General features: G+C 64.8%; 27 protein-coding genes and 4 pseudogenes. 16 read left to right on the top strand and 15 right to left on the bottom strand.

Annotated features, from left to right (window positions below; genetic code table 11):
• Nucleotides 1-16: 16 nt before the first annotated feature.
• The 13 genes and pseudogenes from A9D14_RS00950 to A9D14_RS00895 form a co-directional block, all read right to left on the bottom strand.
• Complete coding sequence (locus A9D14_RS00950; RefSeq protein ID WP_066842188.1) at nt 17-799, bottom strand: 2-keto-4-pentenoate hydratase; 783 nt, start codon at nt 797-799, stop codon at nt 17-19.
• Nucleotides 799-1,707: a VOC family protein gene (locus tag A9D14_RS00945; RefSeq protein WP_083987478.1), complete on the bottom strand. Its 909-nt coding sequence runs from the start codon at nt 1,705-1,707 to the stop codon at nt 799-801. Before A9D14_RS00945 ends, A9D14_RS00950 begins: the two co-directional genes overlap by 1 nt.
• On the bottom strand, nt 1,704-2,528 hold the full coding sequence (locus tag A9D14_RS00940) for an alpha/beta fold hydrolase (protein ID WP_232468685.1): 825 nt from the start codon (nt 2,526-2,528) through the stop codon (nt 1,704-1,706). The genes A9D14_RS00945 and A9D14_RS00940 overlap by 4 nt, the downstream gene beginning before the upstream one ends.
• 156 nt (nt 2,529-2,684) lie before the next feature.
• A complete protein-coding gene (locus tag A9D14_RS00935) occupies nt 2,685-3,431 on the bottom strand; it encodes an SDR family oxidoreductase (RefSeq protein ID WP_232468683.1) in 747 nt (248 codons plus the stop codon).
• A gap of 29 nt (nt 3,432-3,460) precedes the next feature.
• Nucleotides 3,461-4,078 carry a 3-phenylpropionate/cinnamic acid dioxygenase subunit beta gene (locus A9D14_RS00930; protein WP_083987476.1) on the bottom strand — a complete coding sequence of 206 codons (618 nt, stop codon included), beginning with the start codon at nt 4,076-4,078 and terminating at the stop codon, nt 3,461-3,463.
• Complete coding sequence (locus tag A9D14_RS00925) at nt 4,075-5,394, bottom strand: aromatic ring-hydroxylating oxygenase subunit alpha (RefSeq protein ID WP_066842185.1); 1,320 nt, start codon at nt 5,392-5,394, stop codon at nt 4,075-4,077. The genes A9D14_RS00930 and A9D14_RS00925 overlap by 4 nt, the downstream gene beginning before the upstream one ends.
• Nucleotides 5,395-5,845: 451 nt before the next feature.
• Nucleotides 5,846-6,373 (bottom strand): gamma carbonic anhydrase family protein, encoded by a 528-nt coding sequence (locus tag A9D14_RS00920; RefSeq protein ID WP_066842181.1) that lies wholly within the window; start codon nt 6,371-6,373, stop codon nt 5,846-5,848.
• Nucleotides 6,373-6,978 (bottom strand): annotated as a pseudogene (locus A9D14_RS00915) (malate synthase G); the annotation flags it as partial. The gene A9D14_RS00920 and the pseudogene A9D14_RS00915, both read right to left, overlap by 1 nt.
• Before the next feature lie 61 nt (nt 6,979-7,039).
• Nucleotides 7,040-7,192 (bottom strand): annotated as a pseudogene (locus tag A9D14_RS20435) (hypothetical protein); the annotation flags it as partial.
• A gap of 34 nt (nt 7,193-7,226) precedes the next feature.
• Nucleotides 7,227-7,655, bottom strand: a pseudogene (locus A9D14_RS00910) (GlcG/HbpS family heme-binding protein).
• Complete coding sequence (locus A9D14_RS00905; RefSeq protein WP_066842177.1) at nt 7,652-8,596, bottom strand: heterodisulfide reductase-related iron-sulfur binding cluster; 945 nt, start codon at nt 8,594-8,596, stop codon at nt 7,652-7,654. The pseudogene A9D14_RS00910 and the gene A9D14_RS00905 overlap by 4 nt, the downstream one beginning before the upstream one ends.
• Before the next feature lie 94 nt (nt 8,597-8,690).
• The gene (gene istB, locus A9D14_RS00900) at nt 8,691-9,497 is read right to left on the bottom strand and encodes an IS21-like element helper ATPase IstB (RefSeq protein WP_066842175.1); all 807 of its coding nucleotides are present in this window, start codon (nt 9,495-9,497) and stop codon (nt 8,691-8,693) included.
• Nucleotides 9,487-10,023, bottom strand: a pseudogene (locus A9D14_RS00895) (IS21 family transposase); the annotation flags it as partial. The gene istB (A9D14_RS00900) and the pseudogene A9D14_RS00895, both read right to left, overlap by 11 nt.
• A gap of 172 nt (nt 10,024-10,195) precedes the next feature.
• On the opposite strand from A9D14_RS00895, the gene istA reads away from it, so the two are divergent.
• Both istA and istB (A9D14_RS00885) read left to right on the top strand, forming a co-directional pair.
• Complete coding sequence (gene istA, locus A9D14_RS00890) at nt 10,196-11,701, top strand: IS21 family transposase (protein ID WP_066842173.1); 1,506 nt, start codon at nt 10,196-10,198, stop codon at nt 11,699-11,701.
• Nucleotides 11,698-12,567, top strand: a complete 870-nt coding sequence (gene istB / locus A9D14_RS00885) for an IS21-like element helper ATPase IstB (RefSeq protein ID WP_066842171.1) — start codon at nt 11,698-11,700, stop codon at nt 12,565-12,567. Before istA ends, istB (A9D14_RS00885) begins: the two co-directional genes overlap by 4 nt.
• Before the next feature lie 120 nt (nt 12,568-12,687).
• On the opposite strand, the gene A9D14_RS00880 is transcribed toward istB (A9D14_RS00885), so the two are convergent.
• Together A9D14_RS00880 and A9D14_RS00875 are read right to left on the bottom strand one after the other, a co-directional pair.
• Nucleotides 12,688-12,930 carry a helix-turn-helix transcriptional regulator gene (locus tag A9D14_RS00880; protein WP_066842169.1) on the bottom strand — a complete coding sequence of 81 codons (243 nt, stop codon included), beginning with the start codon at nt 12,928-12,930 and terminating at the stop codon, nt 12,688-12,690.
• 52 nt (nt 12,931-12,982) lie between these two features.
• Entirely contained in the window at nt 12,983-13,660 is a 678-nt protein-coding gene (locus A9D14_RS00875) for a helix-turn-helix domain-containing protein (RefSeq protein ID WP_232468679.1), read from the bottom strand.
• Between the two features lie 136 nt (nt 13,661-13,796).
• Between A9D14_RS00875 and A9D14_RS00870 the strand changes: the two genes are divergently transcribed.
• From A9D14_RS00870 to trbC, 14 genes are read left to right on the top strand one after another with little or no spacing between them, the layout of a single operon-like run.
• Nucleotides 13,797-14,141, top strand: coding sequence for a hypothetical protein (locus A9D14_RS00870; RefSeq protein WP_066842166.1), 345 nt, complete (start codon nt 13,797-13,799; stop codon nt 14,139-14,141).
• Between the two features lie 34 nt (nt 14,142-14,175).
• Nucleotides 14,176-14,463 (top strand): type IV conjugative transfer system protein TraL, encoded by a 288-nt coding sequence (traL, locus tag A9D14_RS00865; RefSeq protein WP_066559984.1) that lies wholly within the window; start codon nt 14,176-14,178, stop codon nt 14,461-14,463.
• A 12-nt stretch (nt 14,464-14,475) separates the two neighbouring features.
• A complete protein-coding gene (locus A9D14_RS00860) occupies nt 14,476-15,048 on the top strand; it encodes a type IV conjugative transfer system protein TraE (RefSeq protein ID WP_066842165.1) in 573 nt (190 codons plus the stop codon).
• Nucleotides 15,048-15,803 carry a type-F conjugative transfer system secretin TraK gene (locus tag A9D14_RS00855; protein WP_066842160.1) on the top strand — a complete coding sequence of 252 codons (756 nt, stop codon included), beginning with the start codon at nt 15,048-15,050 and terminating at the stop codon, nt 15,801-15,803. The genes A9D14_RS00860 and A9D14_RS00855 overlap by 1 nt, the downstream gene beginning before the upstream one ends.
• A complete protein-coding gene (locus tag A9D14_RS00850) occupies nt 15,796-17,151 on the top strand; it encodes a TraB/TrbI/VirB10 family type IV secretion system protein (protein WP_066842158.1) in 1,356 nt (451 codons plus the stop codon). Before A9D14_RS00855 ends, A9D14_RS00850 begins: the two co-directional genes overlap by 8 nt.
• On the top strand, nt 17,148-18,044 hold the full coding sequence (locus tag A9D14_RS00845) for a DsbC family protein (protein WP_066842156.1): 897 nt from the start codon (nt 17,148-17,150) through the stop codon (nt 18,042-18,044). The genes A9D14_RS00850 and A9D14_RS00845 overlap by 4 nt, the downstream gene beginning before the upstream one ends.
• Nucleotides 18,045-18,056: 12 nt before the next feature.
• A complete protein-coding gene (locus A9D14_RS00840) occupies nt 18,057-18,791 on the top strand; it encodes a hypothetical protein (RefSeq protein ID WP_157668088.1) in 735 nt (244 codons plus the stop codon).
• Nucleotides 18,791-21,346, top strand: a complete 2,556-nt coding sequence (gene traC / locus A9D14_RS00835; protein WP_066842152.1) for a type IV secretion system protein TraC — start codon at nt 18,791-18,793, stop codon at nt 21,344-21,346. The genes A9D14_RS00840 and traC overlap by 1 nt, the downstream gene beginning before the upstream one ends.
• 15 nt (nt 21,347-21,361) lie before the next feature.
• Nucleotides 21,362-21,778 carry a hypothetical protein gene (locus tag A9D14_RS00830; RefSeq protein ID WP_066842151.1) on the top strand — a complete coding sequence of 139 codons (417 nt, stop codon included), beginning with the start codon at nt 21,362-21,364 and terminating at the stop codon, nt 21,776-21,778.
• Nucleotides 21,775-22,179 (top strand): TrbI F-type domain-containing protein, encoded by a 405-nt coding sequence (locus A9D14_RS00825; protein WP_066842150.1) that lies wholly within the window; start codon nt 21,775-21,777, stop codon nt 22,177-22,179. Before A9D14_RS00830 ends, A9D14_RS00825 begins: the two co-directional genes overlap by 4 nt.
• Nucleotides 22,166-22,714 (top strand): S26 family signal peptidase, encoded by a 549-nt coding sequence (locus A9D14_RS00820; protein ID WP_083987474.1) that lies wholly within the window; start codon nt 22,166-22,168, stop codon nt 22,712-22,714. Before A9D14_RS00825 ends, A9D14_RS00820 begins: the two co-directional genes overlap by 14 nt.
• Before the next feature lie 23 nt (nt 22,715-22,737).
• Entirely contained in the window at nt 22,738-23,370 is a 633-nt protein-coding gene (gene traW / locus A9D14_RS00815; protein ID WP_066842148.1) for a type-F conjugative transfer system protein TraW, read from the top strand.
• Nucleotides 23,367-24,392 (top strand): conjugal transfer pilus assembly protein TraU, encoded by a 1,026-nt coding sequence (gene traU, locus A9D14_RS00810; RefSeq protein WP_066842145.1) that lies wholly within the window; start codon nt 23,367-23,369, stop codon nt 24,390-24,392. The genes traW and traU overlap by 4 nt, the downstream gene beginning before the upstream one ends.
• 20 nt (nt 24,393-24,412) lie before the next feature.
• Complete coding sequence (gene trbC, locus A9D14_RS00805) at nt 24,413-25,156, top strand: type-F conjugative transfer system pilin assembly protein TrbC (RefSeq protein ID WP_232468677.1); 744 nt, start codon at nt 24,413-24,415, stop codon at nt 25,154-25,156.
• The last annotated feature ends 20 nt before the right edge of the window (nt 25,157-25,176 follow it).

The following is a 25,176-nucleotide window of genomic DNA, read 5'->3' as shown; positions in this document are numbered from 1 at the left end:
AGGCTACTCCCGCCGGTCAGTTGTCGCCATAAGTGAAGGAGGCAGACCCGAGTCCGCCGATGTGCGCGGCGACAGTGTCGCCCGGTTTCAGGGCCACCATGGGGCCGAGCGCGCCGGTCAATACGACATCGCCGGCCTGCAACGGCTCGCCGATCGCGCTGAGCGTCCGGGCGAGCCACGCCGCCGCCTCCAGCGGATGGCCAAGACAGGCAGCACCCGCGCCAAGCGAGGCAACTTTGCCGTTCACTTCCATCACCATGCCGCAGCTGTAAAGGTCGAGTCCCGCAAGAGGCTTGCGCGATTCGCCAAGGACGAAGAATGCCGAAGAGCCGTTGTCGGCCACCGTGTCGGCGAATGTGATCTGCCAGTTCGCGATCCGGCTGTCGACGATCTCGATCGCCGGCGCGACTTCGCCCACTGCCGCCGCGACATCGCTTGCGCTTGCCTCCGCATTGTCGATGCCGGCAGCCAGGATAATGGCAATCTCCGCCTCGGCCTTGGGCTGGATGACCCGTGTCGGGTCCAGCCGCCCTTGGTCGGCAAGGGCCATGTCGTCGAACAAAACGCCGAAGTCGGGCTGATCGACACCGAGCTGCTGCTGTACCGCCTGCGCCGTCAGGCCAACCTTGCGCCCGACGATGCGACGCCCCTGAGCCTGCCAGAAACGGGTGTTGATCGCCTGAACCGCGTAGGCACCGGCGGCATCGGTTGGCGCCAGGGCCTGCCGCAACGGGTCGATCACACCGGTCGAATAGGCATCGCGCAGTCGGGCAGCGACCGCCTCGTGGAATTCGGACATCAATTGTTCTCCGGTTTTGCTGGCCGTGGCGGGCGTTGATACACATGACCCCACGCCGAATTCGTGTCGTGCGTGACGACGTGCCAGCTGTGATCCTCGACCTCGAGGCCGCCCCAGCCGTATTCGACATCGAATCCGGACGGGCTGACCGGGTAGAAACTCAACATCTCGTCGTTCGAATGACGTCCAAGGGTGAAGCTGAGGTGGCGGCCTGCCGCCATGCACCGATAGAGCGCGCGCCCGACATCGTCGATCGAACGCGTCTCCAGCATGATGTGGACGATCTTCTTCGGCAGCGGAACGGGCGCAAGCGCCAGCGAATGATGCCGCCCGTTGCAGCGCAGGAAGGTGATCCTGAGCGGTCGCCCCGGCACGACTTCGGTCTGGATGTAGTCGGACAACCGAAAGCCAAGGGTATCGGTGAAGAAATCCGTCATCGCCTGGTCATCGCGCACCGACAGCACGACGTGGCCCAGACCTTGCGCCCCGGTCTTGAAGTGCGCGCCTGTAGGGCTGACGAATGGCTGGTCGGTTCTTTGCAGCGCGCCATAGAACGCTTCGTGCGCGTTCCCTTCCGGGTCGCGGAAGCGGATCAGGTCATAGACCCGCCGTTCCCGCGCCAGTTCGGTGCCGGGCCGCTCGACCTCGAAGCCGGCTCCCTCAATGCGTTGGGCCAGCGCCGCCAGCGCCGCAGCATCGGCAACCTCCCACCCGATATAGGCAAGATCGTCGGCATCGCCGACATGGAGACGTATGCGCGATGCATAATCGTCCATCCTCAGATCGGCAGTGCCGTCTTCTCGGTCCACCCACTGCGCCCCCAGCTCGCCGCTGGCAAATGCGCGCCAATCCGCAAGATCGGAAATTTCCAGTCCGATATAGCCCAGCGCGTTAACGCAGCCCTTCATGCGGCCGCCCCGAAATGCGCCTTCGCAAGACGTATGAAGGCGTCAAAACGTTCGGCCTGAACCCAGTGCCCGCAACGTCCGAACATGTGCAGTTCGGCGTTGGGCATGGAACGCGCGAGCAGGATGCCCATCTCGACCGGGATGACCATGTCCTCGCGCCCGTGGAGAACCAGCGTGGGATGCACGACATTGCCGACGACAGCTACGGGCATTCCCGATAGAGGCGTCTCGCCTTCATCGTTGGGTTTGACCAGAAGCTTGCGCAGGCCCTCCTGCGCTCCGGGGATCAGGCTCGCCTGATAGCGGTCCTCGACCAGCTCGTCGGTGATGCAAGCCGGATCGAACGGGAAATGCTGCATCGCCTCGCGCATGTTCTCGCGGCTGGGCGTATAATTCCACCCGGCGCGCAGGCCCGGCGTCATGGTGAACTTGTCGCAGGGCGTCCCCATCAGGACGATGCGATTGAACCGTTCGGGAAAACGCGCCGCGGCGGCCAGCGAGAGCGAGCCGCCAAAGCTGTTTCCGACAAGGTTCACCTTTTCCAGCCCCAATGCGTCGAGGATGGCGATCAGGTGCTTCGACCAGAGCTTGATGTCGTAGTGAAGTTCGGGATTGCGCTCGGTATATCCGAAGCCCGCCAGGTCAGGGGCAATGACGCGAAAGCTGTCAGCGAGCGCGGGCATCACCCGCTTCCAGTTCGTCCATGCCGACACGCCAGGGCCGGACCCGTGCAGCAGCACCACGGGAAACCCGTCACCCATGTCATGGTAATTGGTCGCCAGGTCCAATGCCTGAACCGTCTTGCCACGACCGTCTTCCACCTCTCCATTCATCCAAGTTCTTCCTGTCGAGTTGCGGGACCGACCTTGCGTCATACCCCCGATCAAGTCAATACGCATCCGTATGGTGAGGCCCGTCGGACCGCGAACGGGACTGCACAGCCCCGACCCGCCAGCGGCAGATCCGCTGAGGTCCGATCACACCGAAATGGTCAGCCCGCCGTCCGAAAGCATGGTAGCCCCGGTGACGTATGCGCTTTCCTCGCGACTGGCGAGGAGGACGAACAGCGAGGCATGATCCTCGGGCACGGAAACCCGGCCCAGCGGCATATCGCCGGCCATCGCGTCCATCCGGTCAGCATCGCCATTCATCGCACGGTCGGCCTGGCCAAGTGCGGTCGGCCCGGAAATGGCCGTGTCTGTCGCGCCCGGCGCCACCGCGTTGACGCGCACATCCGGCGCGAATTCGCGCGCAAGCTGCATAACCATACCGCGCAACGCAAACTTCGATGCGGTGTACAGCGCCCCGCCGCCGCCGGCCAGGAAGCTTGCGTTCGATCCTGTCGCTATGACACTGCCGCCAGTGGCGCGCAGGTGCGCCACCGCGGCCCGAGCGCCGAACATCAGGCCCTTGACGTTGACAGCGAAAATCTCGTCGAACGCATCGCCCAGTTCGGAAGCAGACTGCTTTTCCAGGCGCTTGTGAAAATCCCAGATCCCGGCATTGGCGACATAGCAGTCCAGCCCGCCCCACTGCTCGACGGCTAGCGCAACGGCACGCTCCGCGGTCGCGTAGTCCCGGACATCGCCCAGTACCGGCAGCGCGCCGTCACTGGCCAGCCCTTCCATGTCGCCTTCCTTGCGGACCACGGCGACGACCCGCGCGCCTTCGGCAACGTAGCGGCGCACCACGGCCCGGCCGATCCCCGCCGCCGCGCCGGTCACGACGATGCGGTATCCATCCAGCCGCGCCATCAGAAGAAAACCGACAGGTTCTTGGTCAGAAGGACCGACTGCGGCACCAGCACCAGACGACGCGCGATCATGTAACCGTCTCCAGCGATCCGCAGCAGATCCCGCCTGCGCCCGACGATCGTCGCATCGTCATGTTCGGAACGGTTGCGATACTGGATGAAGGTCGAATGGACCTCCAGTTCGCCCGCAACACCGGTCTCGAAGCCTTCGACGTTGCTGATGACATAGACGTGCCGCGTCGGAGGATCTTCCGTCCATGCAAGGCCCGATGCCAGACGTCCGACCCGCACGGCGATGTCCGCCTTGCAGTCGTCGAAAAACGCCATCGCGTCGGGATCGGCACCGTCACCGCCTTCCCTGCGATGCCGGTTCTGGCGCAGCGGCAGCCAGTAGAACAGGTCGTCGGCCAGAAGCTCGTACCATTCCTGATAGCGCTCCTCGTCCAGCAACCGTGCCTCCATGGCATAGAACCGCTGCAACGAGAGAAGGCGGACATCGTCGACCGTGCTTCCCGCTCCGCGCATGGCGATCAGTTGCCGCGCGGCGTCCCTTGCCTCGGCCATGGTGAGCCGGGGATAGGTCGAATAGTCCGGCCGTGTCGAAGCGGACGCGTTCATTCGACCGCCTCCGCCGCAGGGCCGGCAACGGGCGCCAGCTCGATATCCTGCCACGACGAAGCGTCCATCATCTTCATCCACTGGCGATAGAATTCGCGCTGGTTGAAATCGGAAAGCTGACCGGCCCTGACATTCCCGGCAAGCCCGGTTTCGGCCATTTCGTCCTGAGGGTTCATGGCATAGCAAAGCCGCTGATGGCGGGTGACCCAGCCAGCATTGACGGCGGTGGAATGCTCCCAGTTCTCGCCATCGTCCATCTCGAGGATGCCGCCGGGTGAGAATGTGCGCATCGAACCTCTGCGGAAGCGGTCCTTGATTTCATCGGGCATGTTCCTGGGGACGAGCGTCCATGCATGGATTTCGGTGCGCGTCGGCCCCTTGGGCTGGAATGTCCGGAAAGTGAAATAACCGGGAAGGAACGAGAAGTTGGGAAAGATCGTCGAAGATGCCACCGATCCCCACATGTTGGCACGGAATTCACCGAGCCGTTTCGTGATCGCCTCCTGCCTCGAGCGCATGTATCGCAGGACTTCCCGGTCGCCCATGGTGGCGGCATTGCCGTAAAAGCTGTCGTTGAATTCCCAACCATGGCCGTTGACCGAGACGTGCCACGATCGCTCGTTTTCCACTTTCACGCCGCCATGCGGGCCAAGCGTCGGCTCCGCCCCGCCAAGATGCGTCCACAACGCATGGTAGATGTCGCCGACGAAGTTGTCGGCCGGGAACTTCCAATTGCAGTTCAGCACGGAACGCGTCGCGCCGCCCGGCAGGAATTCCGTGCCCCCGTCCTCGGCATCGAGCACTGCATCCAGATACCAGCGGAAATCGCCGAGCCATTCGTCCAGCGAAGGGGCCGCCTCGTCGAAATTGGCGAAGACCAGACCCTTGTAGCTCGCCACCCGCGCCCGCTTCAGCCCCCAGTCCTCCATGCGGAAGCCGGGCGTCGCCTTGTAGATGCCCATCTTGGGCATGCGCTTCAGCGCACCGTCGAGACCGAACGCCCAGCCGTGATAGTTGCAGGTGAACTGTCGGCTTTCGCCCGAGTCGGCAAAGCAGACACGATTGCCGCGGTGGGGGCAGGAATTCAGGAAAACGTTGATCCCTTGCGCATCTCGCGAGACGATGACCGGGTCTTGCCCCATGTAGGTGGTCAGGAAGGATCCGGGTTTCTCGAGCTGGCTCTCATGCGCGACGAACAGCCACGATCGGGCGAATATCCGCTCCAGCTCGAGCTCGTAGATTTCAGGTGACCAGAAAATCCTGCGATCGACGGAGCCGAACTCCGGATCGACATAACTCGACGCGTTGAATGTCATTCTTCCATCTCCATACGCTGCCGTATGGCATTGTCCGTTTCGGTTGGCAAGAGGTTCGACGCAGGTTGAACGGGTTCGCTCGGGGTTGGCGGGCCAGTGGCGTCGCTGGCTGTCACGATGCTTCCGGTCGCGGTGGCCGAAAACCAGAGGAAGTCGGCGTGCCACGATCCAGTCGAAATATTCGCGGCTGCCCCACGCGGCTAGCCTGCGATTGTTCTCACCCGACCGATTTGCTCAGCCGTAGATCACTGCTCCGATCATCGCAGGGGCCAATCCCCGATTGCGCGCCAACAAGGCACCGCATCGGCAACGCGCCGATGTCGTCAGCCCGAGCCTGTGCAAGGCTGCTGCCGTAATGGCCGATGCGAGTGGTGCAGAGCATCGCAAATGCACGCTCCAGACATGGTATGCTCCCTTTCGCGGGAGCTTCGATGAGCAGCAAGAGTATTGTTCAGTCGTCCAGTCGCGTCAGTCCTGTCGCATAAGCCCTGGCTTTGGCCGCATAGCCTTCGGCCGATGCCTTGAGCGCGGCGATGGCCTCCGGTCCCAGTTCGCGCACCGCCTTGGCCGGAGCGCCGACAATCAGGCTGCCGTTGGGGAACACCTTCCCTTCCGTTACCAGGGCCCCTGCCCCAACCAGGCAATCGTCACCAATCACAGCGTTGTTCAGGATGGTCGCCCCCATCCCGACCAGCACCCGGTTGCCCAGGGTGCAGCCGTGGACCATCGCATGATGGCCGATGGTGCAGTCCTCGCCGATGGTCAGCGGGCTTCCGGGGTCGGAATGGAGCATCGCACCTTCCTGCACGTTGGTGCGGGCACCGACTTCGATCGGCGTATTGTCGGCGCGAATGACCGCACCGAACCTGATGCCCGCGTCCTCGCCCAGCCGGGCATCGCCGATCACGTCGGCGCTGGGCGCGATCCACGCCCCTGCCGCAACGGCCGGCTCCTTGTCGTCGATCCGATAGCGGGGCATCAGGCCGCTCCCTTCCGGCGGGCGCGGAACTGGTGAAGCAGCGGCTCGGTATAGCCGTTGGGCTGCTCCACCCCTTCGAAAACCAGCGCGCGAGCGGCCTGGAATGCAGGACTCGTATCCTCGTGCCCGCTCATCGGGGAATAGACCGGGTCCCCCGCGTTCTGGCCATCCACCTTGGCGGCCATCCGCCGCAGCGCGGCCTCGACCTCATCGGAGCTGGCGACGCCGTGCAGCAGCCAGTTGGCCATGTGCTGCGACGAGATGCGCAAGGTCGCGCGGTCTTCCATCAGGCCGACGTCGTGGATATCGGGAACCTTCGAACAGCCGATGCCCTGGTCCACCCAGCGCGCCACATAGCCCAGGATCCCCTGGGCGTTGTTGTCCAGTTCCTCGCGCACTTCGTCCGCGCTCCAGTTGCGGCCATCGGCCAGCGGCACCGCAAGCAGCCGCTCCAGCGGGGCGACCGGCTCGCTCGAACGCTCCTGCTGGCGCTGGAAGACATCGACCAGGTGGTAGTGCGTCGCGTGCAGCGTCGCGGCGGTGGGGCTGGGAACCCAGGCGGTATTGGCGCCAGTGCGGGGATGGGCGATCTTTTGCTCGAGCAGGCGTGCCGGCTCGCGCGGTGTGCCAATCGTCGATCTGTGCCTGGATCTGGTCGCGCACTTCCAGCAGGGCGGCATTCTCACCGGAAAAGCGGGCGTAGATATCCGCCATGCCCTGCCAGAAAGCAGCCGGCTCGATCCCGGTGCCGCCCAGTGCTTCGTTCTCGATGAAATCCGCCAGGGCTTGGGCGACTTGCAGTCCGGCCTTGTTGATCATCGCGTGCCTCGTCGTCTCGCTCATCGTCCCTTCCTCAAGACTGGGCGACCAGACCGGCGGCGGCGATGCCCGCGAGCGCGCAGATCTCGTCATTGTCGCTGGTGTCGCCAGTCACGCCTACAGCGCCGATCGGCCGCCCCTCTGCTTCCACGACGATGACCCCGCCGGCGGCGGGGATGATGCCTTACTGGCTCACCGGACCGAGCGCGGCGATGAATGTCGGCCGCTCGGCTGCCATGGTGGCGATCGTCCGGCTCGACACGCCGAGCGCCAATGCCCCGCCAGCCTTGCCTGCCGCGATCTGCGGCCGCATGGTCGAAGCGCCGTCCTGCCGCTGGAACGCGATGAGGTGGCCGCCGGCATCCAGCACGGCAATGCTGAGCGGCTTCAGGCCCAGCGCCTGGCCCTTGTCGAATCCGGCGGCGATAATCGCGTTCGCCTGGTCGAGTGTAATGATGTTCATGTCGAGACCTCGTATTGGCGGGAATGAAGGGCGGGCGGGGCCGGGCCGCCTGTGGCCCAGTCGAGCAATTCGACCGTGTGGACGACAGGGATCCCGGTGCGCGCCGCAATCTGTACGGCGCAGCCGATGTTGCCGGTGGCAATGACGTCGGGGGCGAGCCGTTCGATCTGCGCCACCTTGCGATCGCCCAACTGGCTGGCGATTTCGGCCTGGAGGATGTTGTACGTGCCGGCAGAACCGCAGCACAAATGCGCTTCGGCGGGCGTGCGCACCGTGTACCCGGCATCGGTCAGCAGGCGACGCGGCGCTTCGGTAACTTTCTGGCCGTGCTGCAGCGAACAGGCCGGGTGATAGGCGACCGTCAGGCCGCGCGGGGTCGCGGCGGGCAGCGCGACGTCGGCGAGGAATTCCGAAACGTCGCGTGCCAGCGCCGAGACCTGCGCCGCCTTCTCGGCATAGGCGGGATCGTCGCGCAGCATGAAGCCATAGTCCTTGATCGTGGTGCCGCAGCCCGAAGCCGTGACCAGGATCGCGTCAAGCCCGCGCGCCATCTCTTGCGACCAGGCATCGACGTTGCGACGCGCCGCCGCGAGTGACTCTTCCTCGCGCCCGAGGTGATGGACCAGCGCCCCACAGCACCCTTCGCCGGGAGCGAAGATCGCGTCGAAACCGGCCCGGTTGATCAGGCGCACGGCGGCGGCGCGGAATTCGGGCCGCAGCACCGGCTCGGCGCATCCTGCCAGCAGCGCGACGCGACCGCGCGAAGCGGCCACCGGCTGGTCCTCGCGCGGCGTTGGTTCCGGAAGCGAGGCCGGCGCCAGGGCCAGCATCGCCGCCACGGGCCGCAGCGCGCTCACCTTGCCGATGGCCGGTAAGGCCGGCCGCGCCAGCCGGGCCAGCCGCAGCGCGAGCGGAAACCGGCCGGGATGCGGCAGCACCATCGCCAGTAGCGAGCGGACCAGCCGTTCGCGTGTTGATTTCCACTGAGAGTTGACCCGGGATTTCCATTGAGAGTTGACCCGGGTTGCGGGGGTATTATTGCTCGTGGTTGTTGGGCCTGGTCAAGGGTTTGACGATCTCCTTTTTCTGTTCGTTGATGGCGGCGGAAGCCTTGAAGCGGAAGCTGTCGTTTCCGGTTTCGAGGATGTGGCAGTGATGGGTCAGCCGGTCGAGCAGAGCGGTGGTCATCTTGGCATCGCCGAACACGCTGGCCCATTCGGAGAAGCTGAGGTTGGTGGTGATGATGACGCTGGTGCGCTCGTAGAGTTTGCTCAGCAGATGGAACAGCAATGCCCCGCCTGACGAACTGAACGGCAGATATCCCAGTTCATCGAGGATGACGAGATCGAGGCGGAGCAGGCGTTCGGCAAGCTGGCCAGCCTTGTTCAGCACCTTCTCCTGTTCCAGTGCGTTGACCAGATCGACGGTAGAGAAGAAGCGCACCTTCTTACGGTGGTGCTCGACGGCATGAACGCCCAGCGCGGTGGCGATATGGGTCTTGCCGGTGCCGGGCCCGCCGATCAGAACGACGTTGTGGGCTCCATCGATAAAGTCTCCACGATGGAGCTGACGGATCATGGCCTCGTTCGCTTCGCTCGACGCAAAATCAAAGCTGGCCAGATCCTTGTAGGCGGGGAACTTTGCCGCCTTCATCTGATAGGCGATCGAGCGAACCTCACGTTCGGCGACCTCCGCCTTGAGCAGTTGTGACAGTATAGGAACCGCCGTGCCGAAGGCCGGTGCTCCCTGGTCGATCAGATCGTCGGCGGCCTGGGCCATACCGTACATCTTCAGGCCACGTAGCATGACCACCACGGCGGCACTGGCAGGATCATGATGCATGGCGCATCTCCTTCCCGCGCAAGGCATCATACCGGGCTACATTGGCCTTGGGCTCACGGTTCAAGGTGAGCGCCTGCGGAGCATCGATCCTGGGCGGGTTCCCGTCCTTGCCGTCGCTCAGCCGGTGCAGGAGGTTGAGGATATGGGTCTTGGTGGGAACCCCTGCTTCCAACGCCAGTTCGACCGCACACAGCACCGCCTGTTCATCGTGATGCAGCACCAGCGAGAGGATATCGACCATCTCCCTGTCGCCGCCGGGATGCTTCAGGAGATGTACCTGTAACCGGCGGAACGCTTCGGGCATCTCGGTAAAGGGCGCGCCATTACGCAGTGCTCCAGGCTTGCGCTGGATCACCGCCAGGTAATGCCGCCAGTCATAGATGGTCTGACCACGCAGATGATGGGCCCTGTCCATGATCCGCTGATGCTCGCACAATATCCTGCCTTCAGCGGCGATGACGATCCGGTCGGGATAGATACGTAAACTGACCGGCCGGTTGGCGAAGGATGCCGGTACTGTCGCGCGACGATCAGAGTGAGAAAGCGCGACAATCAAGATGAGAATCCGGTGTGTCGGGACCGGCGGAGGGCGTAGCCCGTAGCCGGTCCCGACACACCGGAGGCGCTCTTTGCGAGGTGCCTGTGATGGTCGTGGTGGCCGCTATGCATCGGGTTTTCCGGGGAGGAGGACCTGGCGTGTGGCCGGCCGACATATCAACGATCATCAGGTGAGACTTTTCATGACCAACAGACGTAATGACTCCGTCGCTCTGGCGGCGGCGAAGGCCGGGTTCAGCCCGGCGACGGGTTATCGGGTTTTGCAGGACGCCCGGTTACCATCACAGCGGCAAACACCGCGCAGCCGGCGCCGGCCCGATCCCCTTGCCGGCATCTTCGATGAAGTGGTCGTGCCGATGCTGGAGGCTGCTCCCGGCCTCCGGCCTATCGCGATCTTCGAGGAACTGCGGCGCCGATACCCCGAGACGGTGTTCGGCTCCCGGCGAACGCTGGAGAGGCGTATTCGCGACTGGCGCGCCATGAACGGGCAGGATCGCGAAGTCATTTTCCGGCAAGTGCACGAAGCGGGACGGCTCGGCCTGTCCGATTTTACATGCATGGACGATCTGGCAGTCTCGATTGCCGGACAACCACTGGATCACCTGCTCTATCACTTCCGGCTGCCTTGCGGCGGCTTCGAGCATGGGCACATCATCCTGGGCGGCGAGAGTTTCGTTGCCTTGGCCGAAGGGCTACAAAACGCGCTCTGGTCCGCAGGCGGCGCGCCGAAGCTTCATCGCACCGACCGCCTCTCCTCCGCCTTCCGCAATCTGGACGCCGATGCCAGGATCGACCTGACCAGGCGCTATGATGCGCTCTGTGCCCATTATGGAATGGAGCCCACCAGGAACAACCGGGGCGTTGCTCACGAGAACGGCGCGATCGAGAGTGCCCATGGCCATATCAAGGCTGCCGTGAAGGATGCGCTGCTGCTGCGCGGTAGCAGCGACTTCGCCGACCTTGCCGACTATCGCCGCTTCATCGACGAGGTCGTGAATGCGCGCAACCGGCGGCACGGCCCCGGGATCGATGCCGAACGCAAGTTCCTGCAGCCGCTGCCAGACATGCGCACCACCGATTACGAGGAGATCCTGGTGACGGTCACGTCCTCGGGCGGCTTCACGCTGCGCAAGGTGTTCTACACAGTCCCATCCCGCCTGATCGGGCACCGTTTGCGGGTCCGCCTGTATGATGACCGCCTCGACGTCTTCATTGGGAGCACGAGGCTCATGACCCTGCCGCGCGGCCGCGCGGGCATGAACGGGAAGCACGGCCATGTTGTCGATTACCGCCACGTGATCCATTCCCTGCGCCGCAAGCCCATGGCGCTGCTGGGGTTGGTCTATCGCGACAGCCTGTTCCCGCGAGATGCCTATCGCCTGATGTTCGACCACTTGCTGGAAGTTCAGGGCGAGCGGGAGGCATGCCGCACTACCGTCGAACTTCTGGCCATGGCCCACGAACGCGCATGCGAGGCCGAACTCGCCGGGCTCCTGACCGAGGATCTGACCGCGCGGCGAACACCGTGCCTGACAACCTTGCGGGCCCGGTTCAGCCCGGACCCTGCCGATCTGCCCGAAGTCGTGGTCGAACTGGTGCCTCTCTCGATCTACGACGGACTGATCGAACAGGGAGAAGCCGCATGAGCGCAGTTCCCATGATCGATGCACAGCGCCTCAGCCTCATGCTCAACGAGCTGCGCCTGCCCACCATCAAGCACATCTGGGGGGACTTCGCCGCCCAGGCAGACAAGGAAGGATGGCCTGCCAGCAGGTTCCTCGCCGCGCTGGCCGAGCACGAACTCGCCGAACGCGATCGCCGCCGGATCGAACGCCACCTGGCAGAGGCCCATCTGCCCGCAGGCAAGACCCTGGACTGCTTCGCCTTCGATGCCGTGCCGATGATCTCCAAGGCCCAGGTCATGGCCTTGTGCGCCGGCGATGGCTGGCTTGAGCAAGGCGCCAACCTTATCCTGTTCGGTCCGCCCGGCGGCGGAAAAACCCACCTTGCCGCGGCAATCGGCCTCGCATTGGTGGAACGGGGCTGGAGGGTTCTGTTCACCCGAACTTCCGACCTCGTGCAACACCTGCAGGTCGCCCGACGCGAACTCGCACTCGAATCCGCGATGACCAAGCTCGACAAATACCATCTGCTCGTTCTCGACGACTTCGCCTACATCTCGCGCGATCAGGCCGAGACGTCGGTGCTCTTCGAGCTGATCAGCGTACGCTACGAGCGACGGTCATTGCTGATCACCGCCAACCAACCCTTCGGCGAATGGAACAGGGTCTTCCCGGACCCAGCCATGACACTCGCCGCCGTGGACAGGCTAGTGCATCACGCCACCATCTTCGAGATGAACGTCGAAAGTTACCGGCGCCGCACCGCACAGGCAAGGCGCACCGGTGCCGGGCGCCCCGCCACCTACACCACGCCAAAGGTCCTCGAGACCATCCGCGACAATCAGAATGAGAACGACGACCTTGCCAGCGACAATCAAAACAGGCACTGATCGACGCGCCGCGACAATCACTTTCTCATCCTGATTGACGCGCAATCCTCATCCAGTTTGTCGCGCTACATATAGTTAAACCTATCTCATCAAAGTGATCCAGAGACAATGTCACCTCAATCAAACCAAGGATTCTCTGGCTATTTCTAAGACCCACTCCTCCACCTCGCTCTCGAGCCAGACGGCACACTTCGGCCCAAGCGATCGAGATTTCGGAAACCGCCCCTCGCTCATGCGCTGGTAGATCGCCGAGCGCTTGAGCCCGACCCGGTGCATGACCTCGGGCAAGCGCAGCAACCGCTGCGGCCGCGGGGCTGCAACCTGCGCATCGCCATCCTCAATTTTCGCAATTTCATTCGTCATCACAATTCACCTCGTTTGAAGGCGGCCCCCTCCAAAACAGGCTGATCCCCATTTACCGCGCCAGCTGAGCTGCCACATCGCGCGCGGCAAAATCGTCGATATGGTTGGCAAGCATGCGCGCGACGAGCTGCGAAGTTCCTTTCGCCCAGCGCGGCCGCAATTCGTCGCAGCGCTCGCCTAGCGTGGTCTCGAGCGCACCCGGCAGGGTCACCAGAAACTCTTCCAGAAACGCGCCGACGTCGTGCCGCATCCATTGGCAGGCAAGCTCGTCGTCGCCGCTCAGCGCGAGGATCAGCGTCGAACGGACGGGCACGCCGCAGACCGACAGGATCCGCGCGGCATCCTCAAGCTTGATCGGGCGCTCGCCGCGAATAAGCCGGGTCAGGGTTTCGCGGTGCATGCCTGCCTCGGCAGCAAGATCGGCGCGCGAACGCCCGGCGCTATCGACCGCATGCGCCAGAACGCGCGCAATCCGGTCGTTGCCCGCATCCAGATCTTTCCCCTGCCTGTCCATCGTCCTGCCTCGCTTTCGTAATCGCGACTCGCAGACATAACGAACCAACAGACTGTAGGAAACAAGAAAGAACATTAACGGAACATCTGGTTTTTCGTTCGTCGATGACGACAGCAAGATAGTGTCGTGATTCGTCGACAGAAAGCGCGTGATTCTGCGGCAGTACAGTCGATTTTCGCTTACATCACCGTCACCGAACTCCGTCACCAACTCCATTGATCGTCCATATCCGTCCGTAGCATTGTCCGGATCACGCTTTCCTCTTTCCTACACTGATTTCCTAGCCGCATGAAGGATCACACAGCGGGTCGACCGCTGGCTCACAGACGCTCAACGAACCGGAGTTTCCTTCATGCACACCCCTTCCCTTCCCGCCGCAGCACCCCATTCGGCTCGCGGCAAGCCCGCCCTCGCCAAGGCGGCCAACCTCGCCCTGCCGATCGCGCTCGCAGTTCTTGTGGGCGGCACGGCCTATGCCGGCGCCGACACGACCTTCAATCCGGCGCTCACCATGTTCACCGACTTCCTCGAAGGATCGGGCGGCAAGATCATCACCGTCCTCAGTCTTGCTGGCGGCCTGATCGCGCTGGCCTCGGGCCGCTTTGCCCTGGGCCAGGTCGCGGTGCCGGTCGGCGTCGGGATTGGCGTGGGCACGGGCGTTCCCATCGTCACCTCTGTCGTGACCGCGGTGATCTGACGGCACCTGCGGTCACGACGGGAGGGCGGCCACGATGGCAGACCGGTACATGATCCCGCGGCGTCTCGACGATCCGGAGCTGATTGGCTTCTGGACCATCGACGAGTTCGCCGGGATGATAATCCCCTTCGCCTGGGGGATCCTTGCCCAGCACATACTGATCGGCATTGCGCTTGCCATGGGAGCCTGGTTCGCTCTGCGAAAGGCAAAGGCAGGACGCACAAGCTCCTGGCTTCTCCATGCCGCCTATTGGTATCTGCCGGCAGGCTTTACCGGCCTTGTCGCAACGCCGCCCTCCCACTGCCGCCGCCTGGCAGGCTGAGGAGGAAAAGCCGTGCTCCATGATTTTGCCCACGAACGCCAGCAGGTGCTGCTGCGCCAACGCAACATGTTCGCGCTCGCCAGCGCCGGACTTGCCATCGCGCTGGTCGTAGCGACCGGTCTTGCCATGACCCGCGCCCGCGAGGTCGTCCTGCTGCCAACGCTCGAGCGCCCGCTGACGGTCTCGAGCGCAGGCGTCGAAGCCGACTATCTCGAGCTTGTCACCCGCGATGTCGCGCTGATGCTCTTGAACCGCAGCCCCGAAGGTCTCGACTACTGGATGGAGACGATCCTCGATGTCGCCGATCCCGCGCATCGCGGGAGATTGAAGGCGGACCTCGTCAAGATCGTTGCCGAACAGCGCGGCTCTGACGTCAGCCAGGCTTTCGTCATCACCCAGATGACCGTCGATCCCAAGGGTTTGACGTCCGAGGTGTCAGGCAAGCTCAAGACTTTCGTCGGTTCGCAAGTGATCGCAAGCGACGAACGCAAGTTCCGCCTTAGCTGGACCTATCGCGGCCTCAGGCTAGCGCTTGCCGGGTTCGCCCAGATTTCCACGGACAACGACCAGAAGGAGGCTGGCTGATGCCCTGGCCCAATCCCATTTCGCGCCTGCCTTTGTCAGGCCTCGCGGTTGCCGCTGCGCTTGCGGGTACCACGCCGGCCCTAGCCGACCAGTTCAAGCAGGCCGCCGATGGCGCGGCGATCGATTGCACGGTGTCGCAGCGCGAACTGACCCGTTTCGCGCTGGTCGAGGACCAGTTCGCCAGCGTCTCGAAGATCTCGAGCGGCTATCCCTACAATGATTTCGCGGTCAGCAACGAACCGCTGCGCGGCGATATCTACGTCTCGATCCCCGAGACCTTTGCAGCCCGCTCGATCAGCTTCTTTGCGACCACCAAGAAGGGCCAGGTCTACAAGTTCGCCTGCCGCATCGAAGCGGTCGGGGCGCAACAGGTCTTCATCACCAATCCCGCGCTCGGGCAAAGTGCCGCCGCGCGTTTCGAGAAGGCAACCGCGCCCGAAGACACCGCCGTGCGGCTGATCCGTGCGATGGCAAGCGATGAACTCATCGAAGGCTACGAGATCCGCAGCCTTGGCGGTCTGCCGGCCCGTGTCGGTGACTTCGAGATCCAGCTCGTCAGCGATTACCAGGGCGCGGCCTTCACCGGCAAGGTGCTGCGCATCGCCAACCGGACAAGCGAACCGGTCACGCTCGATGCCGACGCGCTGGCACCGGCGGGCACGCTCGCCCTCGCCTTCGGGAAGGACGAACTCGCGCCCGGCGAAGCGACCAGTGCCTATCTCGTTACCGGGGCAGGAGCCTTTTCCCATGACTGAGACAACCAAGCCGCCGGCGAGCGCTCCCAAGTCCGACGCTACCAAGGTGTCCAGTGCATCCGCGCCGGGCAAGGCCGCTACCGTCGGCAATATCAACGAGCGCACCCAGTGCCGACAAAAGATGCTGTTCGCCTCGCTCGGTGCCATCGCGCTGCTGGGCGGCAGCTGGATCATTTTTGGCGGCGAGGATGGCGGTTCCGCCGATGCCGATGGCGCGCGCACGATCGAAACGGCGGGCCTCGTCAATCGCGACCTTGCCAATCGCGAGTTCGTCTCGGTCTTCGACAACCGCGTCGGCAATGTCGAACAGCAGCAGAAGAAGCTGGCCGAAAACCAGCTGCCACGAAGCGAACTCGAAGCCCAGCTCCAGGCGATCCGCGCCGAGAACGAAATGATGCGCGCCGATGGCGAAGCGGCGATCGATGCGATCTCGGCGGAGAATGCAGAATTGAAGACCCGGCTTGCGACGGCCGAAACCACGGCGGCTGCCACACCGCCGCCACCGACCTATGGCCCGCAAGCGGGCGGCTACGATGCGCGTAGTCTCGGATCACCTGACGGTTCACCGCAATCAAGCGCTGGGACGGGTCTTGATGGCAGCGCACCTGCCGGTGTCCGCCTGCTCAATTTCGCATTGGACAAGAGTTCGGCCGGAGCCTCGGTGCGCCGCGCCGAAGCGCCGCCGCTGGTCATCGAGGATTCGCCCGAATACCTGCCGCCCAATTCCTACGCGCCGGCACGCGTCATCGTCGGCGTCGATGCCTCGGCGGGCGTTGCCTCACAGACCGATCCGCTGCCTGTCGTGTTGCGCATTACCGGCCCGGCCCGTTCGGTCCTGCAAGACGGGCGCGTCCTCACCACCCGGATCGAGGGTTGCGTGGTCAATGGCGCGGCGCGCGGCGATCTCTCGTCCGAGAAAGTCTACGTCAAACTGGCCCGCATGACCTGCGACCAGCCCGGGGGCCGCGTCGCGGTCTCCGAGGTCAAGGGCTTCATCGCCTTTGCCGGCAAGTCGGGCGTGCGCGGCCGGGTCGTCAGCCGCGAGGGCTCGCTGATCAGCCAGGCGCTGCTTGCCGGCATCGTCGGTGGGTTCGGGCGCGGCTTTTCGGCCAACGCCAATTCGGTGTTCTCCGGGATCACCGCCAATTCCGACGGCACGCGCTCGAAACTCTCGGGCACCGACATCCTCGCCGGCGGTCTCGGCCAAGGCGCGGGCGATGCCGCCGATACGGTGAGCAAGTACCTCATCGAACGCGCCGAACAGTACCAACCCGTCGTCGAGATGCCGACCGGCATCGAAGTCGAGATCGTGTTTCTCGACGGCGCCTTCGTGAGGAATGCCCAATGACCTCGAAGCCCCACTTTGCCGAACGCCTGCGCACCCGCGCCCGAACACTCAGTCACTCGCGCTGGACCAAACCTGTCGCGGCCACGCTCGCCGTCCTCGCGCTTTCGGGCGCGACCGGATGGGGCGTCGCGAGCTTCGCGCAAGGGACGAGTGCCGCAACGACAGAGGCCGTGCGCGAAGCGCTGAAAGTCCGGCTCCCCAAGACCGCGATCGACGCGATCGTCTGCAAGGGTCTGGGAGGTCTTTGCGAAGTCGCCTCGAAGCAGACGCTGTTCTATGTCGACCGGACAGCGCGCTATCTGGTGATCGGCCGGGTCTACGACATGGAGACCCGGCAGGACCTCACCGCGGCGCGGCTGCTCGAACTCAATCCCGACCTGCTGGCGGCCGGCGCTGCAAGGCGCAGCGAAGCGGACAGCGACAATTCGTCAGCACCGACGCATGCGGCAGCACCCACTACGGTCGACCTGTCGAAACTGTCCGACAAAGGCGCCATCCACTGGGGGCCCAAGGACGGGCCGCGCGTGACGGTCTTTTCCGATTTTCACTGCGGCTACTGCAAAAAGCTCGAGGCCGAGTTGAAAGCGATCGGCGCACGCGTCGAGGAACGCCCAATCTCGATCTTCGGCGCCGACAGCCGCAAGTTGGCCGAACAGGTGCTTTGCGCCAGGCGGCCCGAAGTCTCGCTGCGCATGGCCTATGCCGGCGTGGCGCTGGCCAGCGCCAAATCCTGCGATGTCACCGGGCTCGACGAGAACGAAGCCTTTGCCAAGGCGCACGGCTTCGGCGGCACGCCGGTCATCGTCCGGCCCTCGGATGGCGCGGTGCTCGAGGGCTATCGCCCCGCCGAAGCGCTGCGCGCTTTTCTCACCGCCAACATGAAGACGCGCTGAGGAGCCAAACCCATGACCTATTCCCTCCGTCCCCTCGTGCTCCTGCCCATGCTTTTCGTCGCCAGCGGCTGCGTCGGGCTTGGCACCAATATCGAAGGCGACTTTTCCTGCCGAGCGCTCAAGGGCACCTGCGCGCCGACCGCCGTCACCGACAAGGACGCGGTCGCGGGGATCGCCGGCATCGAGCCGTCACCTGAAGCCCGGATATTTGCCGCCGGTCCAGTCGCGCCCGGCGACACATCGCGCACTGCCGAGCGGCGCCTGAAAGTCATCTTCCCCGCGCATGTCGATGGCTCGGGCACGCTGCACGAAGAAGCGATAGCCTGGATCGTCGTCGAGACCCCGCGCTGGGCCGCCGAGTTGCAGGGCAGCACGGGCAAGGGCCGTCCGGCAACGCTGCTGCGCGCGATCAAGCGCCAGATCCGCGATGCCGAAGGCGGTGTCGATACACGCGCCGATGCGCGCGCCGACGTCGCTACACCGCCATCGGACGATCCCTTCGTCGCGCAAAATTTCACCGCTACCTCGCCGCTTCCTCCCCCGGTCCCCTCCGAGGCGCGCGAGGCAGATGCCGGCCCACCCCTGCCGGCAGCCGGGGGATCTCGAGACGGCACCGTCCCGCCCGATCGGGTCTCCCGGCAATTTGTTCCGGCGCCCTTCCCGACGCAGGTCATCCGTCCCGGCTTCCCGAACCTCGACGCCGTCGTCGCAGCGCAAAGCGCGGAAGAACAAAAGGAGTCCAAGTGATGGCGCTCTCGATCGGAACATTGGCTGACCGCGTGCTCACCGGCCTTCTTGGCGATGCCGAACATGGCGAAGCCGCGCGCCCCGCGCTCATGCTCGACATGCTCTCGGACTGGCTCCCCTACCGGGTCTTCGACCCTGCATCGCGCCTTTACATCAATGCGCGTTCGAAGGGCTTTGTCCTGGCCGTTACCCCGCTGATCGGCGCCGACGAGCGCACCGGCGAGATTCTGGGCGCCTGGTTTTCCGAAGGGTTGCCTGAAGGCGCCTGCGTCCAGATCCTCCACTATGCGAGCCCGCGGATCAGCCGGATCGTCGCCCCCTGGTTTGCCCCGCGCTACCTCCAGGGCGGGGTCTACGAAGCGATCGCGCGCCACCGCGCGCGCCGGCTCTACGGCCTCGTCTGGAAATCGGGCTCGGCCGATGCGCCCTTCCATGCCCGCCATCACCAGGTCGTCATCTCGGTCGGTGTGCCATCAAAAAGCGATATCCCGAGCGACGAACTCGCGCAGGCCCGCGATGGGCTGGTCTCGATGCTGAAGTCGCTCAATCTCGGGGTCAGCGAAGTGGGTCCCGAAGCGCTGATCGCGCTGGTCGACGATCTCACTTCGCCGACGACCGCACCGCAGGACGATGCGCTCGCGTACAATCAGCACGACCCGATTTCGGATCAAATCCTGCGCCGCGATATCGAATTGAGCGTCGAGGACGATCGCATGGTGCTGGCGACCGAGCGCTTTCGCGCAACCGGCGAAGAACACGACGGCGTTCCCGAGATCGGCACCGTCTATCCCGATGCGTTCGACGTACGCCACTACGCGGTGCGCAACATGCCGGCACGCTGGGCGCCATGGGAATGCGCGCGGCTTATCGGCGATCTCTTTACCGACAAGCTGCGCTTTCCCTGCCCCGTCGCGACGATGCTCTGCCTTGTCTATCCCGACCGCCAGGCCGCCGAGGCGAAAGCCGGCTACAAGTTCATGCGCACAACGACGCTTGCAGGCTCCAAGAGCGCGCGCTTTCTCCCCCGTCTCGCCGAGCAGTCCGCCGAATGGCAGCATGTCCAGGCCGAGCTCCAGGAAGGCCGTCGGCTCGTCAAAGTCTTCTACGGGCTCACCAGCTTTTCGCCATTGGGCGAAGGCGACCGGCACGAGCGCGCGATCAAGTCGATCTACAAGGCGGCCGGATGGGACCTTGCCGACGAACGCTTTCTGCAGATCCAGGGGCTCGTCGCCGCGCTGCCGCTGACGCTGGCCGATGGCCTTGCCACCGACATGGCGCGTTTGAAGCGCATGCGCACGCTCTTGTCGACAACGGCGGCGCATATCGCGCCGATGCAGGGCGAGTACTTGGGCGGGCCCCTGCCGCACCTGCTGCTGGTCGGACGGCGCGGCCAGCCCTTCTACTGGTCGCCCTTCGAGAACGAGGCGGGCAACCACAATGTCGCGATCTGCGGCAAATCGGGATCGGGCAAGTCCGTCCTGCTCCAGGAAATGTGCGCGGCGCTGCGCGGTGCGGGCGCCGAGGTCGTCGTCATCGACGATGGGAGGAGCTTCGAGCATTCGGTCAAACTGCAGGGCGGCCGCTTCGTCGAGTTCACCCTTGCTTCGGGGTTCTGCCTCAACCCCTTCTCGATGATCGATGCCACCCGCGCCGAGGACGACGAGGATTACCGCCTCGACTGCTTCGCGATGGTGAAAGCCATTATCGGCCAGATGGCGCGCTACAGCGCGCCGCTCAACGACACCGAACGCGGCCTTATCGACAAGGCGGTGAACGAGGTCTGGTCCGCAGCTGGCCCTGCCGCCAGCGTCACCGCGGTCGGCGAAGCGCTGGCCGCGTCGGACAAGCCCGCCGCGCACGATCTCGCGACCGCACTCGCGCCCTTCATGCACGGCGGCACCTATGGCGCCTTCTTCGAAGGCCAGGCGAGCCTCGAGGTGGGTGCGCCCTTCATCGTTTACGAGATGAGCGATCTCGCCGCGCGCGAGGAACTGCGCGCGGTCGTGCTCTCGGCAATCATGTTCATGACCAGCCAGTCGATGACCCGCAGCGACCGCTCGGTGAAGAAGCTGCTGCTGATCGACGAGGCCTGGAGCCTATTGAAGGGCGGCTCGATGGGCGAGTTCGTCGAGACTTATGCCCGCACCTGCCGCAAATATGGCGGCGCGCTCGCCACCGCGACCCAGTCCCTCAACGACTACTACAAGTCCGACGGCGCGACGGCGGCGCTCGAGAACAGCGACTGGATGCTGATCCTCCAGCAGAAGAGCGAGACGATCGCCGACTTCAAGGCGTCGAAGCGCCTCGACATGGACGACCGCTCGGAAACGCTGATTCGCAGCCTCAAGCGCTCGGGCACCGACTATTCCGAAGTCTTCATCAAGGGGCCCGAGACCGAGGCGATCGGCCGGCTCGTCCTCGATCCTTTTTCGGCGACGCTGTTTTCGAGCTCGCCCGGAACATTTGCCGCGATCGAACACGAGATCGCGCGCGGCCACCAGCTCGCCGATGCCATCGAACGCATCGCCTTTCCCGATACGCAGACACCCGATTGAAGGACCAATAAGCCCATGAACATGCACGTCACCACCCCCGTCGACCGCGCGCTGGCCGCGCCCCCGACGCGGGACAAACATCCAAGCGCAACCCTGCCCCAGCGCCTCGCGCGCTGGCGCCGGCACGGCGCCGATATTGCCTACCTCAGCCTCAAGGCCTGCGGCTTTCTCGGCACCTGCTGGCTTATGGCCTTCGGTCTGCCGCTGCTGTTCTTCCTGGCGATTTCGGGCGGCAATCTCGACGTGCTGTTCTGGCAGGTCGACAATCTGGCTGCGCGCTGGATCGCCGCCGACGCAGCACGCAAGCTTGCCTTTACCCAGACGATTCAGGTCGTGCTGATCTCGAGCACGACGCTGATCGCGATGTGGCGTCTGCCGGCCTTCCTCGCCGATGTCACTGGCACTCCCGTCCACCGGGATGACGCGCAATGAGCGGCCTCGTCCCATTAGCGGCGCGCCGGCAATTGTTCGGCGTTCCGCTCGCCTCGCTCGGCCTGGGCGTGCTGCTGCTTGGCGTGCTGCTCTGGGGCGCCTGGACAACACGCACGCTGCTGGCGCTGCAAAGCCGCGAGGTCGTGACCGTCGAACTCTCGGGGCTGATCGGCGCTTTCGTCGAGGCCGAAGCGCGCAGCGGCGCCGACCCCGAGGCAAGCCAGCGGCGTGTTGCGGCCTATCTGCAAGCGATCGACGCCTCGGTCGATGCGCTAGGCCGCAATGGGCGCACCGTGCTCGTCGGCGAAGCCGTGCTCGCGGGCCAGGCCCACGACATGACGCCCATCGTGCGCGCCGATGTCGTCCGCCGGATGGAGGACTTGGACCATGCCGCGCGCTGATCGCCCTGCTCCCAGTCTTTGCCCGCGCCCCCGCTCGCGCCCGATATGGCCCCGCTTCGCCCTCCTGGCAGGTCTGGGCGCCGGCGCGCTGGCGCTCACCGCGCTCCATGGCTTTGCCCAGAGCCACGCGCTGATGATCAATGCCAGCCCCTCGCTGCCGCATTGGGCGATCTGGCTGGAAAAAGACGCGGCGCCGGCGCGCGGCACGATCGTGCTGTTCGCGCCGCCGCCCTCCGAGCTACTGACAGCGCATTTCGGGAAAAAGCCGCAGCCTTTCGGCAAGCACGTGCTCGGCATGCCCGGCGACGTGGTGACGCGGCAGGGCCGAACCTTCGCGATCAACGGTGAAATTGTCGCCACGGCCAAGCCGAAAAGCCGCAAGGGCGAAGTCCTCGCGCTGGGGCCGACGGGCACGATCCCTGCCGGCTGCTATTACGTCGGCACCGACCATCCCGATTCCTTCGACAGCCGCTATGCCGCGATTGGCTGGATCTGTGCCGACCGCATCCTCGGGGTCGGGAGGCCGATCCTGTGACCCGGATACGCCGTCTGGCTCTCATGCTGCCACTCGCACTCGCCGGCCTTGCCGCCGCCGCAGCGCCTGCTGCCGCGCGCGACTATGGCCAGCAAGGCACGGTCTGGGCGATTACCGAACCTGACCTGCTTGCGCAGATCCACGCGCGCCTCGCCGCGCTCGAGGCGAGCGGCGAAACGAAAAAACTCAACGAACGGCTGAAGCAGCGCACGATCGCCCGCGTCAATCGGCCGAGCCCGGTCGCCGGTCTCGTGCGTGCCGAAGCCCCGCGCAGCTGGCTGTTCGATCCGACGATTACGGTCGCCGAGAACATCACCGACGACAAGGGCCGCGTCGTCATCGCCGCCGGCACCCGCGTCAATCCGCTCGACAGCGTGCCGCTGCGCCAGGCACTCGTCTTTCTCGATGGCGACGACCCCGAGCAGCTCGCCTGGGCGACAAGGACCTACGCCAGCACCAAGGCAAAATTCATCCTGGTGGCGGGCGCACCGCTCGAGCTGATGAAAGCCCGCCAGCGCCGTTTCTGGTTCGACCAGGAGGGCAAGCTCGTCCGCCGCTTCGGCATTCGCGCCGTTCCCGCCGTGGTCGAACAACAGGGCCGCCAGCTCCAGGTCCGCGAACACGCGCTGCCACCCAAACGGGATGGCCGGCCATGACGTATCGCCCGTTCGCTCCTATCGTCCGGCTTGTGGTCGTCATGCTCGCCTGCCTTGCGCTTGCCGCCACGCCGGCGCGCGCCGATGCCGGGCCGGGACGCTGCACCGGGAGTTTCGTGAACCCGATCACCGATATCTGCTGGTCCTGCCTGTTCCCGATCTCGGTCGGGAGCCTGAAAATCTGGCCATCGAACCGGCCCGATCCCGACAATCCCGATCTGCCGGTGTGTCTCTGCGGTCTGCGCCCCGGCATCGCCATGGGCTTCTGGGAGCCGGTCCGGCTTGCCGATGTGTCGATGAAGCCCTGGTGCTTCGTCAATCTGGGCGGAATGAAGCTCGATCCGGGTTTCGACATCGGCTTCAAGACGATGGCCGGGCCTTCGGCGGTGGGCGGCGCGACGCAATACCATTCGCAGTGGCACGTCCACTGGTACGCCTATCCGCTGATCTACTGGATGGAGCTTGTCGCCGACTTCCTGTGCCTTGAATCGGGCTCGGTCGACATTCTCTATATCTCCGAGCTCGATCCGCTCTGGCAGGATTCCGAACTCACCGCGATCATCAACCCCGAAGCCGTGCTGTTCGCCAATCCGCTGGCACTGGCCGCCTGCGCTGCCGATTGCGTCGAGGCGACCCGCAAGCTGCCGAGCGACAAGCTGTTCTGGTGCGCGGGCTGCCAGGGCTCAATGTATCCGCTGAACGGAAACGTCTCGGCGACGATCGGCCATGTCCAGGCCTCGCGGCTCGTGCTTTCACGCTTTGCCTACAAGCTCCACCGCGAACTCGCCGCCTGGGGCACGATGGGTTCGAAGGGCCTGTGCGGCAAATATCTGATGCCGGTGATGCGCAAGCAACAGTACCGCTTCCAGGCCACCAATCCCAACCCCCAGACGAGCGGGCGCTATGCCTGCGCCCCCATCGGCGCCTCGACGACATTTATGTCGGCAGGTCAGGTCTATCCAGCCATCGGCGAGGACATGGGCTACCTCGTCTGGCGCAAGCGGAACTGTTGCGCGCTATGACAAACAAGCTCTCCCTCGCCATGCTCGCAAGCCTCGTGATGACCGCCGGCCTTGCCGCCGCGTCCGCGCAAGTCCACGAGCCCGATCTCGATCTCGCCAAGATCCGCGCGGCGGCCAAGGCGCAGGCGAGCGATGCCGAAGCGCTCGCCACCGAAGCCCGCCGCCGCGCCGAAGCAGTGACCGAGGAGGCCAGGCAGGCCGCAGAAGGCGCCGCCGACAACGGCGCACGTTTTACCGCTGCGGCCAAGTCCGGTGCGAACCAGCCCGATGACAGCCAGGCGTTCGATTTCGACCGGATGATCGCCGACGCGGGCGACATGACCGAGGCCGAACTGGCCGGCCAGCCCCGGCTGATCGCCTTTGCTAGCACGTCGATGCCCAAAGCAGCGCTCGCCGCGATGATCGCCGATGTCAGCAAGGCCGGCGGCGTAGTCGTGTTGCGCGGATTTCCGCAAGGCAGCGCCAAACGTCTGACCGCCGCGCTCGCGCCGATTGCTAAGGACAGCGCGCAACTCGAGCATGTCGGCATCGACCCGCGCCTGTTCCGCGCCTTCGGCGTCGAGGCCGTCCCGACCTATGTCATGGCCGCGAGCGACTTCGAACTCTGCGACGGGTTCGATTGCAGCACGAATGTCCCACCGCACGACCGAATGAGCGGCAATGTCACGCTCGCCCATGTCCTCGAGACATTTGCGCAAGGGAACGGCCCCGGCGCGCGGATCGCCGCGCAGCACCTCGCCCGGCTCGCGGGAGACCGGCCATGATCCGCGCCCGAACCGCCGCC

The organism is Croceicoccus marinus (assembly GCF_001661675.2).
In the GTDB taxonomy this organism is placed as follows: domain Bacteria; phylum Pseudomonadota; class Alphaproteobacteria; order Sphingomonadales; family Sphingomonadaceae; genus Croceicoccus; species Croceicoccus marinus.
This window is presented reverse-complemented; position numbering and strand designations above follow the sequence as displayed.

Coding starts and splice junctions, on each gene's coding strand:
- A9D14_RS00950 (WP_066842188.1), bottom strand. CDS start 799: ATGTCCGAATTCCACGAGGCGGTCGCTGCCCGACTGCGCGATGCCTAT.
- A9D14_RS00945 (WP_083987478.1), bottom strand. CDS start 1,707: ATGAAGGGCTGCGTTAACGCGCTGGGCTATATCGGACTGGAAATTTCC.
- A9D14_RS00930 (WP_083987476.1), bottom strand. CDS start 4,078: ATGAACGCGTCCGCTTCGACACGGCCGGACTATTCGACCTATCCCCGG.
- A9D14_RS00925 (WP_066842185.1), bottom strand. CDS start 5,394: ATGACATTCAACGCGTCGAGTTATGTCGATCCGGAGTTCGGCTCCGTC.
- A9D14_RS00920 (WP_066842181.1), bottom strand. CDS start 6,373: ATGCCCCGCTATCGGATCGACGACAAGGAGCCGGCCGTTGCGGCAGGG.
- A9D14_RS00905 (WP_066842177.1), bottom strand. CDS start 8,596: ATGGTGCTGCCGCATCCCGGCCGGTTTCCGCTCGCGCTGCGGCTGGCC.
- istB (WP_066842175.1), bottom strand. CDS start 9,497: ATGCATCATGATCCTGCCAGTGCCGCCGTGGTGGTCATGCTACGTGGC.
- istB (WP_066842171.1), top strand. CDS start 11,698: ATGAGCGCAGTTCCCATGATCGATGCACAGCGCCTCAGCCTCATGCTC.
- A9D14_RS00880 (WP_066842169.1), bottom strand. CDS start 12,930: ATGACGAATGAAATTGCGAAAATTGAGGATGGCGATGCGCAGGTTGCA.
- A9D14_RS00875 (WP_232468679.1), bottom strand. CDS start 13,660: ATGGAGTTGGTGACGGAGTTCGGTGACGGTGATGTAAGCGAAAATCGA.
- A9D14_RS00870 (WP_066842166.1), top strand. CDS start 13,797: ATGCACACCCCTTCCCTTCCCGCCGCAGCACCCCATTCGGCTCGCGGC.
- traL (WP_066559984.1), top strand. CDS start 14,176: ATGGCAGACCGGTACATGATCCCGCGGCGTCTCGACGATCCGGAGCTG.
- A9D14_RS00855 (WP_066842160.1), top strand. CDS start 15,048: ATGCCCTGGCCCAATCCCATTTCGCGCCTGCCTTTGTCAGGCCTCGCG.
- A9D14_RS00850 (WP_066842158.1), top strand. CDS start 15,796: ATGACTGAGACAACCAAGCCGCCGGCGAGCGCTCCCAAGTCCGACGCT.
- A9D14_RS00845 (WP_066842156.1), top strand. CDS start 17,148: ATGACCTCGAAGCCCCACTTTGCCGAACGCCTGCGCACCCGCGCCCGA.
- A9D14_RS00840 (WP_157668088.1), top strand. CDS start 18,057: ATGACCTATTCCCTCCGTCCCCTCGTGCTCCTGCCCATGCTTTTCGTC.
- traC (WP_066842152.1), top strand. CDS start 18,791: ATGGCGCTCTCGATCGGAACATTGGCTGACCGCGTGCTCACCGGCCTT.
- A9D14_RS00830 (WP_066842151.1), top strand. CDS start 21,362: ATGAACATGCACGTCACCACCCCCGTCGACCGCGCGCTGGCCGCGCCC.
- A9D14_RS00825 (WP_066842150.1), top strand. CDS start 21,775: ATGAGCGGCCTCGTCCCATTAGCGGCGCGCCGGCAATTGTTCGGCGTT.
- A9D14_RS00820 (WP_083987474.1), top strand. CDS start 22,166: ATGCCGCGCGCTGATCGCCCTGCTCCCAGTCTTTGCCCGCGCCCCCGC.
- traW (WP_066842148.1), top strand. CDS start 22,738: ATGCTGCCACTCGCACTCGCCGGCCTTGCCGCCGCCGCAGCGCCTGCT.
- traU (WP_066842145.1), top strand. CDS start 23,367: ATGACGTATCGCCCGTTCGCTCCTATCGTCCGGCTTGTGGTCGTCATG.
- trbC (WP_232468677.1), top strand. CDS start 24,413: ATGCTCGCAAGCCTCGTGATGACCGCCGGCCTTGCCGCCGCGTCCGCG.